Below are 15,373 nucleotides of genomic sequence, written 5' to 3' on the forward strand. Positions count from 1 at the left end.
CCGGTGCGCGCACGTTAGCGGCGGGAAACACGGGCCACACCTGCCTTCGGTCATTTCAACCTTTCGGCTTCCCGCGGCATCCGTGCCAAGTGGAGATCAGCGCCCTTTCTTGGGCTGCAGCATCGTGCCCGTGCATTTCTTGCTGCCGCAGCGGCAGGCCCAGATCTTCTTCAGGCGCGCGGTGTGCGGCTCGGCAAGGGTGATGCCGTAGTTGTAGGTCAGCTCTTCGCCAGGCTTGATGGCGCGGATCGCTTCGATGAAGACCTTGTCCTTCTTGCGGTTCTTGCCGTCATGCTCTTCGATGACGGCCTCGCAGTTCGGGTCGCAGCTGTGGTTGATCCAGCGCGCCTTGTTGCCCTTGTGGTTGGCATCGATGACGTAGTCGTCGTTGAGCGTGAACAGGAAGGTGTGGCCGGAGTCGACGTCCCCGGTGTCGTCGGCGTCGACTTCTTCATGGGTCCGCCGCTTGCCCTTGTACTCCACCACGCGCTCGCCCTTCTCGATCGGCGCGATGGCGAACACGCCGTTACCGTGGATGTCGGATTGGCGGGCTTCGATCTTGCGGGGCATGCGGGGGTCCGGCGGGAGGAAGGAAGGGGGATTCTCGCCCATGCGCAGGGCGTTTCCCAACTTTCCCTCGCCTGAACGCTGCGGCTGCGGCGGGTGGCCGGTCTGCGCAGGGCCGCGCGTTCGATGCCCGTTCCCCTCATTGCGACCACCACCATGCGCGCCAGCCCGCTCCTGTTCACCACCGCCCTGTGCCTCACTCTGTCCGCCTGCCAGCCTGCGGAAACGCCGACGACGGCCCCACTGCCGTCGGCCGCGCCGAGCGCCGCCGACCTGCTCGCCCGCGGCGAATATCTCGTGCGAACCACCGGCTGCAACGACTGCCACACGCCGGGCTACGCCGAATCCGGCGGCACGACCGACAAGGCCGGCTGGCTGGTGGGTTCGCCGATGGGCTTCCACGGGCCGTGGGGCACTACCTACCCGAGCAACCTGCGGCTGCGCATGCAGCAGCTCACCGAAGCGCAGTGGCTCGAGTACAGCGCCAACCTGCGTACCCGCCCGATGATGCCGGACTTCGCCGTGCGCGCGATGACCGAGGAAGACCGCCGCGCGATCTACCGCTTCGTGCATTCGCTCGGTGCCGCCGGCCAGCCCGCGCCCGAGGCGTTGCCGCCGGGACAGACCCCGCCGGCACCCTACCTCGGCCTGGTGTTGCCGACCCCGCCAGCGGACGCGCCTGCGGCCCACTGAAGGCGTGCGGCCGCCTCACCAGGGGAAGAGGCGGCCGTTGAACATCCAGACCAGGCCCAGCGCCAGGCCGAACACCGTCCAGAACAGCTGGCCCAGCCCGCGGAACAGCTTCACCGCCAGATAGACGCCGCCGATGGCGAGCAGCACGCGCCAGAGGAAGCCTTGGTCCAGTCCGTGGGCGGACGGGGCGGAACCGGAAGAGGCGTGGGTGGTGGTCATCGAAGCGTTCCTGGAAGGGACTGTCCGGGAGTGGACGGGGCCCATGTTCCCGATATGCGGGTCGCCGCATCAGTCGCAGCCGTCAACCATCGCGGGTGACATTCGTCAGCCGGAGCGGCCTCGCCTGAACAGGCAGAACCCCGGAGTTTGAGCCGGCCGGCCTGAAAGCGTACAATTTCGGTACGTTTTCCGAGTTCCCTCCCCCATGCTCCGCGTCACCAAGCTGACCGACTACGCCACCGTGGTCCTGACCGTGCTCGCCGCCCGGCCGGGCCAGGTGCTCAGTGCCTCCGACCTGGCCGAACATTCCGGCCTGGAAACCCCGACCGTCAGCAAGGTGCTGAAGCCGCTTGCGCAGGCCGGCCTGGTGGAAGGTCTGCGGGGCGTGCACGGCGGCTACCGCCTGAGCCGCGACGCGGCCGAGATCACCCTGGTGGAAATTGTGGAAGCCATGGAAGGCCCGCTCGCGATGACCGAATGCAGCCAGAGCGAAAGCCAGTGCGGCATCGCACAGAAATGCGGTGCGCGCGCGAACTGGCGCCTGATCAACGACGTGGTGGCCGACGCCCTGCGCGGCTTCACCCTGGCGCAGATGGTCGCGCCTCCCCCCTCTTCTTCCGACGACGTGCGCAGGCGATCCATCGCCGTGCAGGTCGCGACCCGCTGAACCGTAGGCAGCCCGATGGCCACCGAGAACGCTGAAATCCTGGAACAGCTGGGACGTCGCTACGACGCCGGCTTCATCACCGACATCGAATCCGATTCGTTGCCGCCCGGCCTGGACGAGGACGTCGTCCGCGCCCTGTCGGCGAAGAAGAACGAGCCGGAATGGATGACCGAATGGCGCCTGGCCGCCTACCGCCACTGGCTGACCATGCAGGCCCCGCATTGGGCCAAGCTGAAGATCGGTCCGATCGATTTCCAGGCCATCAGTTACTACAGCGCACCGAAGGCGAAGTACGCCTCGCTGGACGAGGTGCCGCAGGAACTGCTGGACACCTACGACAAGCTGGGCGTGCCGCTGCACGAGCGCGCGAAGCTGGCGGGCGTGGCGGTGGACGCGGTGTTCGATTCGGTCTCCGTCGGCACCACCTTCCGCAAGGAACTGGCCGAGAAGGGTGTGATCTTCTGTTCGATGTCCGAGGCCATCCACGAACATCCCGAACTGGTGAAGCAGTACCTGGGCAGCGTGGTGCCGGTGGGCGACAACTACTTCGCCGCGCTCAATTCGGCGGTGTTCTCCGACGGCAGCTTCGTGTTCATCCCCAAGGGCGTGCGCTGCCCGATGGAACTGAGCACCTACTTCCGCATCAACGCGGGCCACACGGGCCAGTTCGAGCGCACGCTGATCATCTGCGAAGACAAGGCCTACGTCTCCTATCTGGAAGGCTGCACCGCGCCGATGCGCGATGAGAACCAGCTGCACGCCGCCGTGGTGGAACTGGTCGCGCTGGAAGACGCCGAGATCAAGTACTCGACGGTGCAGAACTGGTACCCGGGCGACGAGGAGGGCCGTGGCGGCATCTACAACTTCGTCACCAAGCGTGCCGAATGCCGGGGCGACCGCAGCAAGGTGACGTGGACGCAGGTGGAGACCGGTTCGGCGATCACCTGGAAATACCCGTCCTGCGTGCTGCTGGGCGACGACTCCGTGGGCGAGTTCCACTCGGTCGCGCTGACCCACCACCGCCAGCAGGCCGACACCGGCACCAAGATGATCCACGTGGGCAAGCGCACCAAGTCCAAGATCGTCAGCAAGGGCATCAGCGCCGGCCGCGGCCAGAACACCTACCGCGGCCTGGTGAAAGTGGACCGCAACGCCGACGGCGCGCGCAACTACACCCAGTGCGACAGCCTGCTGATCGGCAAGAAGTGCGGTGCGCACACCTTCCCCTACATCGAAGTGAAGAACCCCACCGCGACGCTGGAGCACGAGGCCACCACCTCCAAGATCAGCGACGACCAGATGTTCTACTGCCGTGCCCGTGGCATCAGTCAGGAAGACGCGGTATCGATGATCGTCGACGGCTTCTGCAAGCAGGTCTTCCGCGAGCTGCCGATGGAGTTCGCGGTGGAAGCCAAGAAGCTGCTGGAAGTATCGCTGGAAGGCAGCGTCGGGTAGCAGAGTCCCCTTCTCCCTCGGGGAGAAGGTGGCGCGAAGCGCCGGATGAGGGTGCGGCGGAGCCAATGACGTCCAGACCATCCGGACTTCGCCGAACCCTCACCCCAACCCCTCTCCCGGTGGGAGAGGGGCTCAAGCAATCAAACTGGAAACGCACCATGTTGAAGATCGATAACCTCCACGCCAGCGTCGCCGGCAAGGACATCCTCAAGGGCCTCTCGCTGGAGGTGAAGCCGGGCGAAGTGCACGCCATCATGGGCCCCAACGGCGCCGGCAAGTCCACGCTGGGCAACATCCTGGCCGGCCGCGAGGGCTATGAGGTCACCGCCGGCAGCGTCGAGTTCGACGGCAAGCCGCTGCTGGAACTGGAACCGGAAGAGCGCGCCGCCGCTGGCGTGTTCCTGGCGTTCCAGTATCCGGTCGAGATCCCGGGCGTGAACAACACCTACTTCCTGCGCGCGGCGCTCAATGCCCAGCGCAAGGCGCGCGGCGAGTCGGAACTGGATTCGATGCAGTTCCTCAAGCTGGTGCGCGAGAAGCTGGCCGTGCTGCACCTGAAGGACGAACTGCTGCACCGTGGCGTCAACGAAGGTTTCAGCGGCGGCGAGAAGAAGCGCAACGAGATCTTCCAGCTCGCCGTGCTGGAACCGAAGCTGGCGATCCTCGACGAGACCGACAGCGGCCTGGACATCGACGCGCTGAAGAACGTCGCCGATGGCGTCAATGCGCTGCGCTCCCCGGACCGCGCGTTCGTGGTCATCACCCACTACCAGCGCCTGCTCGACTACATCAAGCCGGACGTGGTGCACGTGCTGGCCGGCGGCCGCATCGTCGAGACCGGCGGCCCGGAGCTGGCGCTGGAACTCGAACAGCACGGCTACGCCTGGATCAAGGACCGGGTCGCCCCGGAGCAGGCCGCCTGATGAGCGCGCTGCTCGACTCCCTGTCCGCCGGCTTCAGCGGCGACGCCGCGCGCCGCGCGGTGCTCGACGAGGCGCTGCGCGACGGCCTGCCCGGCCCGCGCACCGAAGCGTGGAAGTACACCTCGCTGCGCCAGTTGGAACGCCGCAGCTTCGCGGCCGTCGATGCGCTGCCGTCGCTGGACCCGATGCTGCTAGCCGACATCCCGGCGCCGCGCGCGGTGTTCGTCAACGGCCGCTACTCGGTGGCGCTGTCGCTGACCACCGATTTGCCGGACGGCGTCAGCCTGCAGCTGCTGTCCGAGGCGCTCGCCGACGGCGGCGATGCGGCGCGCTTCCTGCAGCGTCGTTTCGAGCGCACCGACGAAGTCTTCGCCCGGCTCAACGCCGCATTGGCGACCGAAGGCCTGCTGCTGCGCGCCGAAGCCGATGTGCGCAGCGAAAAACCGCTCCACCTGGTCTTCATCGGCACCGACGACGGCGCCGATCGCGCCTGGCACCTGCGCAATCTGATCGAACTGCGCGCGGGCGCCTCGCTGACGGTGGTGGAGCACCACCTCGCCGCCACGCCACACGCGCACTTCATCAACACGCTCAGCCACGTGCATCTCGCTGCCGGCGCCACGCTGTCGCACGCCCGCGTGCAGACGGACAGCGACCGCGCCACCACGCTGCTCCGCACCGACGCGGTACTGGCACGCGATGCCGATTACCGGCGCGTGGACCTGGAACTGGGCGGCGCATTGTCCCGCCATGAACTCAACGTGCGCCTGGAAGGCGACAACGCGCGCCTTGCGGCGAACGGCGTACTGCTGGCCGGCGGACGACGCCACGTCGACACCCGCCTGGGCATCGACCACATCGGTCGGGACACAGCCTGCGAACTGACATGGCGCGGACTCGGCGCCGGGCGTGGCCGCGCGGTGTTCCATGGCGGCATCCTGATCCGCGAAGGGGCTGACGGCACCGATGCTGCGCTGTCGAACAAGAACCTGCTGCTGTCGGACAACGCCGAAATCGACACCCAGCCGGTGCTCGAAATCCACGCCGACGAAGTGAAGGCCGCCCACGGCGCCACCGTCGGCCAGCTCGATGCCAATGCCTTGTTCTACCTGCGCTCGCGCGGCCTGACCCAGCCGGAAGCGCGACAGCTGCTGACCACCGCGTTCTGCCGCGAACCGCTGGGCGTGATCGAAGACGCCAACGTGCGCGATGCATTGCTCGCCCGCGTGGATGCCGCGCTGGCGGCGCTGGAGGCGGGATGAACCGCGAAGTCGTGACAGATGCCGGCACCGCCATCGATTGGGCACGCGTCCGCGAGGACTTCCCCCTGCTCGCGCGGCAGGTCAACGGCAAGCCGCTCATCTACCTGGACAGCGCCAACACCGGCCAGAAGCCGGTGTCGGTGATCCGGACGACCGACGACTTCTATCGCCAACACAACGCCAACGTCAGCCGTGCGGTGCATACGCTGGGCACGGAGGCAACGGAAGCCTACGAAGGCGCCCGCAAGACGCTGGCGCGCTTCCTCAACGTGCGCGCGGACGAGCTGGTCTTGTGCAGCGGTACCACCTTCGCGATCAACCTGGTGGCCTACTCGTGGGCGCTGCCGCGCCTGAAGGCCGGCGACACGATCCTGGTGTCGCGCATGGAGCACCACGCCAACATCGTGCCCTGGCAACTGGTCGCCCAGCGCACCGGCGCGACCATCAAGGTTGCGGAAATCCACGCCGACGGCACGCTCGACCTCGATGCGCTGCACGCCGCGATGACCGGTGATGTGAAGCTGCTGGCGATCACCCACACTTCGAACGTGCTGGGCACAGTCAACCCGGTGCGCGATATCTGCCGCGAGGCACGCAAGCGCGGGATCACGACGGTCGTCGATGGTTCCCAGGCCGTGCCGCATCGCGCGGTCGACATCGCCGCCATCGGCTGCGACTTCTACGCGCTGACCGGCCACAAGATGTGCGGGCCCACCGGCACCGGCGCCCTGTGGGCGCGCAAGGAACACCTGCAGGCTATGCCGCCGTTCATCGGCGGCGGCGAGATGATCAAGGAAGTGAGCTTCGACGGCACGGTGTTCAACGACCCGCCGCACAAGTTCGAAGCCGGCACGCCCAACATCGCGGGTTTCATCGGGCTGGGCGCGGCCGTGGACTACCTGGATGCGCTGGGCATGGCCAACGTCGAAGCCCGCGAAGCCGAACTTCTGGCGCACGCCACCGAGGAACTGGACCGGATCGAGGGCCTGCGCATCTTCGGCCGCGCGCCCGACAAGGCGGCGGTGATTTCCTTCCTGATCAAAGGGGCGCATGCGCACGACCTGGCCACGTTGCTGGACCTGGAGGGCGTCGCCGTCCGCTCCGGCCAGCATTGCGCGCATCCCTTGCTGCAGTTCTTCGGCGTCGCCGCCACCCTGCGGGCCTCGTTCGCGTTCTACAACTCGCACGAGGATGTCGAGCGCTTCATCGCGGCCCTGAAGAAAGCGCGCAGCCTGCTGGCCTGACGCTGGGGTAGAAGGGGTTGCCGCCCTACAATGGGCGGCATGGATACCCTGACCTTCCGCTCCGCCGTCCCCGCCGACATTCCGGCCCTCGTCGCACTGGTGACCTCTGCCTACCGCGGTGATGTCAGCAAGCAGGGCTGGACCACCGAAGCCGACATGCTCGATGGCCAGCGCATCGATCCGGACGTGCTCGCCCGCGACATCGAACGCGATCGCAGCCGCATCCTGCTGGCCGAACGCGATGGCCTGCTGTTGGCCTGCGCGCACGTGGCGGAAGACGAGGGTGCGGGCTACTTTGGCATGTTCTCCGTGCGGCCCGACCTGCAGGGCGGTGGCGTCGGCAAGGCCATGCTGGCGGAAGCCGAACGCGTGGCGCGCGACGAATGGCGATTGCCCGCGATGCGGATGACGGTGATCGACATCCGTGACGAGTTGATCGCGTTCTACGAACGCCGCGGCTATGTGCGAACCGGCACCAAGAAGCCCTTCCCCTACGGCGACGAGCGCTTCGGCATACCGAAGCGCGACGATCTGCGCTTCGAAGTCCTCGAGAAGCCTCTGACGGAAGCCGCGGCATGAGCGAGACCTGGACCTTTGTCTGTGCCACGGGCGAGCTGTTGCCCGGCGAAATGAAAACCGTCTTCGACGAGGTCACGGGTACGCCGATCCTCGTCGTCAATCACGAGGGCACGCTGTACGCCCTCGAGGACAAGTGCAGCCACGAGGATTTCGAGCTGTCATCCGGCACCTTCGACCCGAAGGACGCCAGCATCGAGTGCGTGCTGCACGGCGCGCGGTTCGATGTCAGGGATGGGCGTGCCCTGTGTGCGCCGGCGTATTCGCCCGTTCCCAAGTTCCCGACTCGCATCGAACACGGCGGCGTCTGGACGCGTGACGATCGCGACTGACCCAAGCCGCTGGCGCGCCTGTTGTAATCGCAAATCATTCTCATTATCCTGTCGCACCGCTGCGACAGGCTGTCGCAGCCGACCCATCGAGACCCCGTGCTGCGCGAAGTCCGCCCTCTTTCGATCCTGTCAGGCTGCCTGCTGTGGGCGAGCCTGTTCGTGCTCGCAGGCCTGTTCGTCGCGTCCACTGGCGCGGATCTCCGGGGCGCGTCGCCATGGTCTTCGGCTGCCCAGTACGAACCCGACATGGACGGCCCGCACCGTAGCGGGTACACGTCCGCGTCTCCCGCCGGATACATGGTCGAAAGCCTGCCGATGCCGGCAGAGTCCGAAGCCGACGGCGACTGCATCGTTCGACGCTGTGTCGCGACCGCACCGCAGCTCGCGCGTGCCGATAACCGGCATGCGGACGCCCCGGCTTCGCGTCGCGTCCGTTCGCCCGGACGCGGGCCGCCGCCCTTCACCTGATCCGCTTCTCGCGGGCCGCTCGGCAAGTGGCCGCGACGATGCTCGAACGATCACGGCGCCGCCGAGGCGCGCATTCCCCCTCGCCACCGATCTCTCCCGCCAGCCTTCGCCACCGGGTGTTCCCTTCCTGCACCTGAGGATGCTCATGAATCTGCGCCACTCTCCCCTCGCCGCTGCCCTGCTGCTGGCCCTCAGCACCCCTGCCCTTGCCGCTCCGGGCGGCGAGATTCCTGCCGACGCCGCCATGCAGGCCAAGGAACTGGACACCGTCGAGGTGCACGGTGAGCGCGTCCAGAAGGCCAGCTCGCCGAAGTACACCGAACCCCTGCTCGACACGCCGCAGACGATCACCGTGGTGACCAGCGACGTCATGGCGCAACAGAACCTGCTGGGCCTGAAGGACGTGCTGAGCACGCTGCCCGGCATCACCTTCGGTGCCGGCGAAGGCGGCGGCGGCTATGGCGACAGCATCAACCTGCGCGGCTTCACTGCCAGCAGCGACATCACCACCGATGGCGTGCGCGACAGTGCGCAGTACACGCGCAGCGACACGTTCAATCTCGAGTCGATCGAACTGATCAATGGCGCCAACTCCGCCATGTCCGGTGCCGGCTCCGTCGGCGGCACCATCAACCTGGTCAGCAAGACCGCACGCGAGGGCGATTTCAACACGTTCACCGTGGGCGCTGGCTCGGACAAGTACAGCCGCGTGACCGCCGATAGCAACGTCGACTTCGAGAACGGCATCGCCGTCCGCTTGAACGCGATGGGGCATACCCAGGACGTACCCGGGCGCGACGAAGAATTCAAGCACCGCTGGGGTTTTGCGCCGTCGATCGCGTTCGGCCTGGATTCCGACACCCGTTTCACGCTGAGCTACCTGCACCAGCACGACAACAACATGCCGCAGTACGGCGTCCCGTTCGCATTGAGTCCGTTCAACGACGGCCCCCTGCCGGGCGTGGATCGCGAAACGTATTTCGGTTATCGGAACACGTCGCGTCAGGAAAGCGACGTCGACATGCTGACCGGTGTGTTCGAAATGGACTTCGGCGACCACGTGACCCTGCGCAGCCTGGGTCGCCTGCAGCGGGTCGAGCAGTACACCAATGCCACTGCACTGCAGGGTTCGTGGTGCCTGTCGAACAACACCAACCCCTATACCGGCCAGGCCTGCGTGGGTCAGCCGGCGGGCACATGGAATCCGAATGGTGGCCCGCGTGGACTGGTACGCGACACCGAGAATTTCATCGCCCACAGCCAGACGGACCTGACGGCCAGCTTCAGCACGGGCGCCGTGCGCCATGACGTCGTCGTGGGCATGTCCTTCAGCAAGGAGGACTTCGAACTGGACACCGGCACGACCTTCCGCAATCCCGACGGATCCACGACGGGCATCACCTACCCGATCCAGAACTTCGACAATCCGTACAACATCTGGGCCGGTCCGCAGAACTATTTCCGTACCGGCCGCACCGAGGGCAGCCTGAACAACCAGACGGTGTACGTGTTCGATACGTTGAAGTTTGGCGACCAATGGCTGCTGAACCTGGGCGCGCGCTACGAGCACAACGAAGGCGACACGGTGAACTACGCCGTCTCCACCACGGGCCAGATCACTGGCGTGAGCGGCGTCTTCGAGAACGAGGACGATCTGTTCTCGTATCGCGCGGGCCTGGTGTACAAGCCAGTCGACAACGCCAGCGTCTATCTGTCGTACGCCAACAGCAAGACGCCGTCGAAGGCGTCGGTCAATGGCGCTTGCAGCGCGGTGACGTGCAATGTGGATCCCGAAACCGCGGTCAACATCGAGCTCGGCACCAAGTGGGACGTATTGGAGAACCGCCTTGCGGTAACCGCCGCACTGTTCCGCAACGAGCGCCAGAACTACAAGGTGGCGAGCGTCGACCCGCTGCAGCCGGAGCAGGTGCTAGACGGCAAGGTGCGCGTGGACGGTATCGCTTTGGGCGTGGCCGGCAACATCACGCGCGAGTGGGCGGTGTTCGCCAACTACACGTTCCTGGACAGCGAGGTCCTGCAGAACGCAGCGGACGGTGCCGCCACGGATCCGGTCAAGGGCCACGAACTGACCCAGACACCGCGCCACTCGGCGAGCCTCTGGAGCACGTACGAACTGGGCGACTGGACCTTCGGCTACGGTGCGACCTACCAGGGCAGTTTCTATCCGAACAACTCCTCTGCAACGGCCTACCTGAAGACGGAAGCCTACTGGGTCCACCGTGCGATGGTCGGTTACCAGATCAATGAACGTATCGGCCTGCAGCTCAACGTCAGCAATTTGTTCGACGAGGAGTACTACACCGGTATCCGCAACAACCTGACCGTCAACGGTGCTGGCGTGGTGACCGCCGGCAACGGCTGGGCCAATCCGGGCGAAGGCCGCTCGGCGGTGCTGACGGCCACGTTCCGGTTCTGAGTCACCCACGCGATACCACCCCGCCCATGCACAATGGGCGGGGTTTCTTTTCGAGGCGAACCGCATGTTGCTGGCGATCCCGGATGTCCTGACTCCCGCGCAGGTCGCGCAAGCACGGGCGCGGCTGGATACCGCCGATTGGGCGGACGGCCGCATCACCGCGGGCTACCAGTCGGCCAAGGCCAAGGACAACGCGCAGCTGCCGGAGGATTCGGCGGCCGCGCGGGACGTCGGCGCACTGATCCTCGACGCGCTCTCGCGCAACAGCACCTTCTTCTCGGCGGCGCTGCCCAGGCGCATCTATCCGCCGCTGTTCAATCGCTACGCCGGTGGCCAGTCCTTCGGGTACCACGTCGACAACGCGATCCGCTACGACCGCAGCCGCGGCGGCGTGGACCCGGTGCGCACGGATCTCTCCGCCACGCTCTTCCTGAGTGCACCGGAAGACTACGACGGCGGCGAACTGATCATCGAGGACACCTTCGGCACCCAGAGCGTGAAGCTTCCGGCCGGCCACATGGTGCTCTACCCCGGCACCAGCCTGCACCGGGTGACGCCGGTGACGCGCGGCGCGCGCGTGGCTTCGTTCTTCTGGCTGCAGAGCATGGTGCGCGACGATGGCCATCGCCGGCTGATGTTCGAGCTGGATGTCTCCATCCGTCGCCTGACTGCCGACGTGCCCGAGCACCCTGCGCTGGTGCAGCTGACCGGCGTGTACCACAACCTGCTGCGGCAATGGGCGGAGGTCTGACCCATCTAAACAAGATCCATCCTTGTTTGCATTTGATAAGTATTCTCATTTAAGATTCGCCGTGTCCGGTGGGCCGCCATGGCTCGCCGCCGGGGAAGTCAGGTGTTCCAAGCATTCGCCTCCATCGTCGGACAGAGCCGCGCGCCACAGGCCCGCGCGGGACTGTACTGCCGTCTGCTGGGCCTGCTGGCGATCGTGGTCTTCCATGCCGCGATCAGCCTTTCGCTGGGAAGTGGCCATGTCAAAGCCTTGGACGCCGCCGGGTCCGGCACGCCGACAACCCTCGCAAGCGCTGCCGAGGACGGCGATCCGCCACCGGTGATGCCGTATCGCGGACCGCACCTGAAGAAGCCTCGTGTCAGCGCGCTGAAGGTCTGGACTGGGTCCGCCTCCCGCGCTGCCGCGCCGGCGCCGGCATTCCTGGCCGGCCACGCTCTCACCGTTTCGTCCGAAGGAACGCGAGCGTCGCGCGCGCCTCTGTCGAACACCACGCCGATGCTTCGCCCCGACGCCACACGGCGCTTGCATCCCGGCCAGGCGCCACCGCGCGTCGCCTGATCCTCGCCGGCCGTGCGAGGCACGGCGTGCGGTCCGCGTCGCGCCATTGTCCGCGTGATGCGCCTCCTTCTTCATCCCTGCGAAGCCCTTCATGAACCTCTCTTGCAGCTCCCTGCAGGCGCCGCCGCGCCACACCCGCCTTGCGCTCGCCCTTGTCGTCCTGGTGTGCGCGCCCGCGCTGGCCCAGCCCGTGCCTGAAGGTGCGGCGGAGGCCACCGAACTCGACGCCGTGGTCGTCACCGCGTCCGGTTTCGAGCAGAAGATCACCGATGCGCCCGCGAGCATCAGCGTGATCACCGCCGAAGAACTGCGCAAGCGCCCCTACATCACGCTGATCGACGCCGTGCGCGACCTGGAAGGCGTGGACGTCGGCGAAACCTCGGACAAGACCGGGCAGAAGACGATCAGCATCCGCGGCATGGGGCCGGACTACACCCTGATCCTCATCGACGGCAAGCGCCAGAACAATCATGGCGACATCTACCCGAACTCGTTCGGCGGCAACCAGTTCAACCACATTCCGCCGCTGGACATGATCCAGCGCATCGAAGTCATCCGCGGTCCCGCCTCGACGCTGTACGGCGCCGATGCGCTGGGCGGCGTGATCAACATCATCACTCGCAAGGTCTCGGATCGCTGGCGCGGGTCGGCCACGCTCGGCCACGGCATCCAGGAGAACAGCGATTTCGGCAGCGACACCACGCTCGACTTCGCGCTGATGGGACCCCTGCTGCAGGATCGCCTGGGCGTTGGCGTACGCGGCTCCTGGTATGAGCGCAATGCGTCGACGCCGGAGTACGAAACGATCACCGCGCCGGATGGCACGGTGTTCGAACGCGCGTTGGGCTTCGGAGGTGGCGGCAAGACCGTGGACAACACCAACAAGAGCGCGGGGATCACGCTGAGCTGGACGCCGACGGATCTCCAAAGCGTCACCTTCGACTACGACACCTCCGAACAGGTCTACGACAACACGCCCTACATCAACAACCTGGGCACGGAAACATATCCGCTGGGTACCGTGGATGGCCTGGCAGGCATCTGGCGTGCGGCGCCGCAGGTAGGCTACGCGGCCGACCAGGAGTTCACCCGCGACCAGTGGTCGGTCACGCACAACGGCCAGTGGGCCTTCGGCACCAGCTTCGTGTCGCTGGCGCACATCGACACCGGCAATCATGGACGCACCCTCCCCTTCACGGTGGCCGAGCGCCTGCTGCACCGTGACATCTACTGCAACAACGCGGCCACCTGCGCCACCGGCCCTTACGCCGGGCAGACGCGCGCGCAACGCCAGCAGTTGGCCCTCGCGACGTTCCTGCCTCGTCCGAAACGCACCATGGAGAGCAGCCAGTACACGCTGGACGCAAAGCTGGATTTCGCTGTCGGTGACGCACATCGATTCATCGTCGGAAGCCAGGTCATCGACGGTGAACTGCAGGACGGCGTCTTCGGCATGGAAGGGGGCGGCGATGGCGCCGGTACCGTACAGGAACACAAGATGTGGTCGCTGTTTGCGGAGGACAACTGGACGCCGATAGAGAGGCTCACCATCACACTGGGTCTGCGCCATGACGACCACAACGTGTTCGGCGGCCAGTTGAGTCCCCGTGCCTATGCCGTATGGGATGTCAGCAGCGCATGGACCCTGAAGGGCGGCGTCAGCACGGGCTTCAAGACCCCCAAGACGACCGACCTTTACGACGGCGTCACCGGATTCGGGGGCCAGGGCACCACGCCCTTCGTCGGCAACCCGGACCTGCAGCCCGAAACCAGCGTCAACAGCGAAATCGCGTTGTACTGGACCTCGCCGGACGACGCGCACAACTTCAACATCACCATGTTCCGCAACGACTTCGACGACAAGATCGCGCGCGGCGAGACCAGCCTGAGCTGCGAGCAGACGGGGGGCGTCCGCCCCTGCGCCAACCTGGGGGACTACGCGCTGCTGGGTTACACCACGTATGCGCAGAACATCAATATCGACGAAGTGCGCATCCAGGGCGTCGAGATCGCAGGCCGATGGGGCATCAGTGGCAGCCTCTCACTGCGCGCCAACTACACGTTTACCGACAGCGAGCAGCTGAGTGGAGCGCAGAAGGGCCTGCCCCTCACCAACACCGCGCGCCACATGGCCAATGCCAGCCTGAACTGGCAGGCGACCGACGCGTTCAGCATGCAGTTGCTGGCGGAGGCCCGCTCGAGGCGCTACCGCGACACCCTCAACGGCGTGCGCCGCGACTACCAGGACTACACCGTGCTGCACCTGGGGGCGCAGTACCGCTTCAACGAACACGTGTCGCTGTCCGGCCGCATCAACAATCTGCTCGACGAGGACTTCACCACGTTCCAGACCGTCTTCACCGACCTCGATAACGACGGCATCTACACCTCCAACGAAGTGTCCTACCTCGACGATTACAACAACAAGGACAAGTCACGGAACCTGTGGCTGAGCCTCAACGTCAGCTTCTGACGTGCGAGCGCGTGCGCGGTCGTGTCCGCCGCGAACGCCAGTCAATTGAGAGCGATTCTCATCTGTGATGTAATGGTCGCCCGCTTCATCTGCGCCGAGAAAGCCGTTGTCCCCTTCCGCCTCCCCTGCCCTCCCGCAACAGCGCCGCGGCTTCTGGCTGCGCACGTTGCACCAATGGCACTGGATCAGCTCGGCCGTCTGCCTGATCGGCATGCTGCTGTTCGCGATCACCGGGATCACGCTGAACCACGCATCGAAGATCGAAGCCACACCCGACGTCGAGAACATCACGACGACCGTGCCCGCCCCGATCCTTGCGGCACTTGGCGACCGTCAGGACGGGAATGCGCCCCTGCCAGCCACCGTCGCGAGGTGGCTGGAAAAGGAGCTGTCGGTCGCCATCGGCACGCGACCGGCTGAATGGTCGGACGTGGAGCTCTACCTCTCCATGCCCGGCCCCGGCAGCGATGCCTGGTTGAGCATCGACCGCGAGACCGGCGCCGTGGAATACGAGCGGACCGACCGCGGCTGGATTTCCTATTTCAACGATCTCCACAAGGGCCGCAACGCCGGGCCGGCATGGGGATGGTTCCTGGACATCTTCGCCGTGGCCTGCCTGGTGTTCTGCATCACCGGGCTGTTCCTGCTGTACCTCCATGGCAGGCAGCGCAGCATGACCTGGCCGATGGTAGGGCTCGGCCTGCTGGTGCCCCTGCTCATTGCGCTGCTCTTCATCCACTGACCCTCT

General features: G+C 66.1%; 16 protein-coding genes. 14 read left to right on the forward strand and 2 right to left on the reverse strand.

All coding sequences use genetic code 11. The features are described from left to right. Window positions 1-96 precede the first annotated feature (96 nt). On the reverse strand, window positions 97-570 hold the full coding sequence (locus ACSQ19_RS03110; RefSeq protein WP_296278840.1) for an SET domain-containing protein: 474 nt from the start codon (window positions 568-570) through the stop codon (window positions 97-99). 123 nt (window positions 571-693) lie between these two features. Between ACSQ19_RS03110 and ACSQ19_RS03115 the strand changes: the two genes are divergently transcribed. Beyond that, window positions 694-1,260 (forward strand): c-type cytochrome, encoded by a 567-nt coding sequence (locus ACSQ19_RS03115; RefSeq protein ID WP_299346187.1) that lies wholly within the window; start codon window positions 694-696, stop codon window positions 1,258-1,260. Window positions 1,261-1,275: 15 nt separating this feature from the next. Here the strand turns inward: ACSQ19_RS03115 and ACSQ19_RS03120 are convergent, their stop codons facing one another. After that, window positions 1,276-1,479, reverse strand: coding sequence for a hypothetical protein (locus ACSQ19_RS03120; protein WP_435999938.1), 204 nt, complete (start codon window positions 1,477-1,479; stop codon window positions 1,276-1,278). A gap of 205 nt (window positions 1,480-1,684) precedes the next feature. On the opposite strand from ACSQ19_RS03120, the gene ACSQ19_RS03125 reads away from it, so the two are divergent. From ACSQ19_RS03125 to ACSQ19_RS03185, 13 genes are all read left to right on the forward strand, one after another. Further along, window positions 1,685-2,146, forward strand: a complete 462-nt coding sequence (locus ACSQ19_RS03125) for an SUF system Fe-S cluster assembly regulator (RefSeq protein ID WP_299346181.1) — start codon at window positions 1,685-1,687, stop codon at window positions 2,144-2,146. 15 nt (window positions 2,147-2,161) lie between these two features. Further along, window positions 2,162-3,601 carry a Fe-S cluster assembly protein SufB gene (sufB, locus tag ACSQ19_RS03130; RefSeq protein ID WP_299346178.1) on the forward strand — a complete coding sequence of 480 codons (1,440 nt, stop codon included), beginning with the start codon at window positions 2,162-2,164 and terminating at the stop codon, window positions 3,599-3,601. A gap of 158 nt (window positions 3,602-3,759) precedes the next feature. Further along, the gene (sufC, locus tag ACSQ19_RS03135; RefSeq protein ID WP_299346176.1) at window positions 3,760-4,524 is read left to right on the forward strand and encodes a Fe-S cluster assembly ATPase SufC; all 765 of its coding nucleotides are present in this window, start codon (window positions 3,760-3,762) and stop codon (window positions 4,522-4,524) included. Beyond that, window positions 4,524-5,786 (forward strand): Fe-S cluster assembly protein SufD, encoded by a 1,263-nt coding sequence (gene sufD / locus ACSQ19_RS03140; protein WP_435999940.1) that lies wholly within the window; start codon window positions 4,524-4,526, stop codon window positions 5,784-5,786. Before sufC ends, sufD begins: the two co-directional genes overlap by 1 nt. Continuing rightward, window positions 5,783-7,030: a cysteine desulfurase gene (locus tag ACSQ19_RS03145; RefSeq protein WP_435999942.1), complete on the forward strand. Its 1,248-nt coding sequence runs from the start codon at window positions 5,783-5,785 to the stop codon at window positions 7,028-7,030. Before sufD ends, ACSQ19_RS03145 begins: the two co-directional genes overlap by 4 nt. A gap of 39 nt (window positions 7,031-7,069) precedes the next feature. Next, window positions 7,070-7,609: a GNAT family N-acetyltransferase gene (locus tag ACSQ19_RS03150; protein WP_435999944.1), complete on the forward strand. Its 540-nt coding sequence runs from the start codon at window positions 7,070-7,072 to the stop codon at window positions 7,607-7,609. Then, window positions 7,606-7,938, forward strand: a complete 333-nt coding sequence (locus tag ACSQ19_RS03155) for a non-heme iron oxygenase ferredoxin subunit (RefSeq protein WP_296278848.1) — start codon at window positions 7,606-7,608, stop codon at window positions 7,936-7,938. The genes ACSQ19_RS03150 and ACSQ19_RS03155 overlap by 4 nt, the downstream gene beginning before the upstream one ends. A 96-nt stretch (window positions 7,939-8,034) precedes the next feature. Next, window positions 8,035-8,406, forward strand: coding sequence for a hypothetical protein (locus ACSQ19_RS03160; protein ID WP_435999946.1), 372 nt, complete (start codon window positions 8,035-8,037; stop codon window positions 8,404-8,406). Between the two features lie 145 nt (window positions 8,407-8,551). Beyond that, complete coding sequence (locus tag ACSQ19_RS03165) at window positions 8,552-10,843, forward strand: TonB-dependent receptor (RefSeq protein WP_435999948.1); 2,292 nt, start codon at window positions 8,552-8,554, stop codon at window positions 10,841-10,843. A gap of 64 nt (window positions 10,844-10,907) precedes the next feature. Beyond that, window positions 10,908-11,594 (forward strand): Fe2+-dependent dioxygenase, encoded by a 687-nt coding sequence (locus ACSQ19_RS03170; protein WP_435999950.1) that lies wholly within the window; start codon window positions 10,908-10,910, stop codon window positions 11,592-11,594. Window positions 11,595-11,696: 102 nt separating this feature from the next. Then, entirely contained in the window at window positions 11,697-12,152 is a 456-nt protein-coding gene (locus ACSQ19_RS03175; protein ID WP_435999952.1) for a hypothetical protein, read from the forward strand. A 91-nt stretch (window positions 12,153-12,243) separates the two neighbouring features. Further along, window positions 12,244-14,625, forward strand: coding sequence for a TonB-dependent receptor domain-containing protein (locus tag ACSQ19_RS03180; RefSeq protein WP_435999954.1), 2,382 nt, complete (start codon window positions 12,244-12,246; stop codon window positions 14,623-14,625). Window positions 14,626-14,731: 106 nt separating this feature from the next. Continuing rightward, window positions 14,732-15,367 carry a PepSY-associated TM helix domain-containing protein gene (locus tag ACSQ19_RS03185; RefSeq protein ID WP_435999956.1) on the forward strand — a complete coding sequence of 212 codons (636 nt, stop codon included), beginning with the start codon at window positions 14,732-14,734 and terminating at the stop codon, window positions 15,365-15,367. Window positions 15,368-15,373: the final 6 nt, after the last annotated feature.

Source organism: Pseudoxanthomonas sp. LjRoot127 (assembly GCF_964253495.1).
Taxonomy (GTDB): domain Bacteria; phylum Pseudomonadota; class Gammaproteobacteria; order Xanthomonadales; family Xanthomonadaceae; genus Pseudoxanthomonas_A.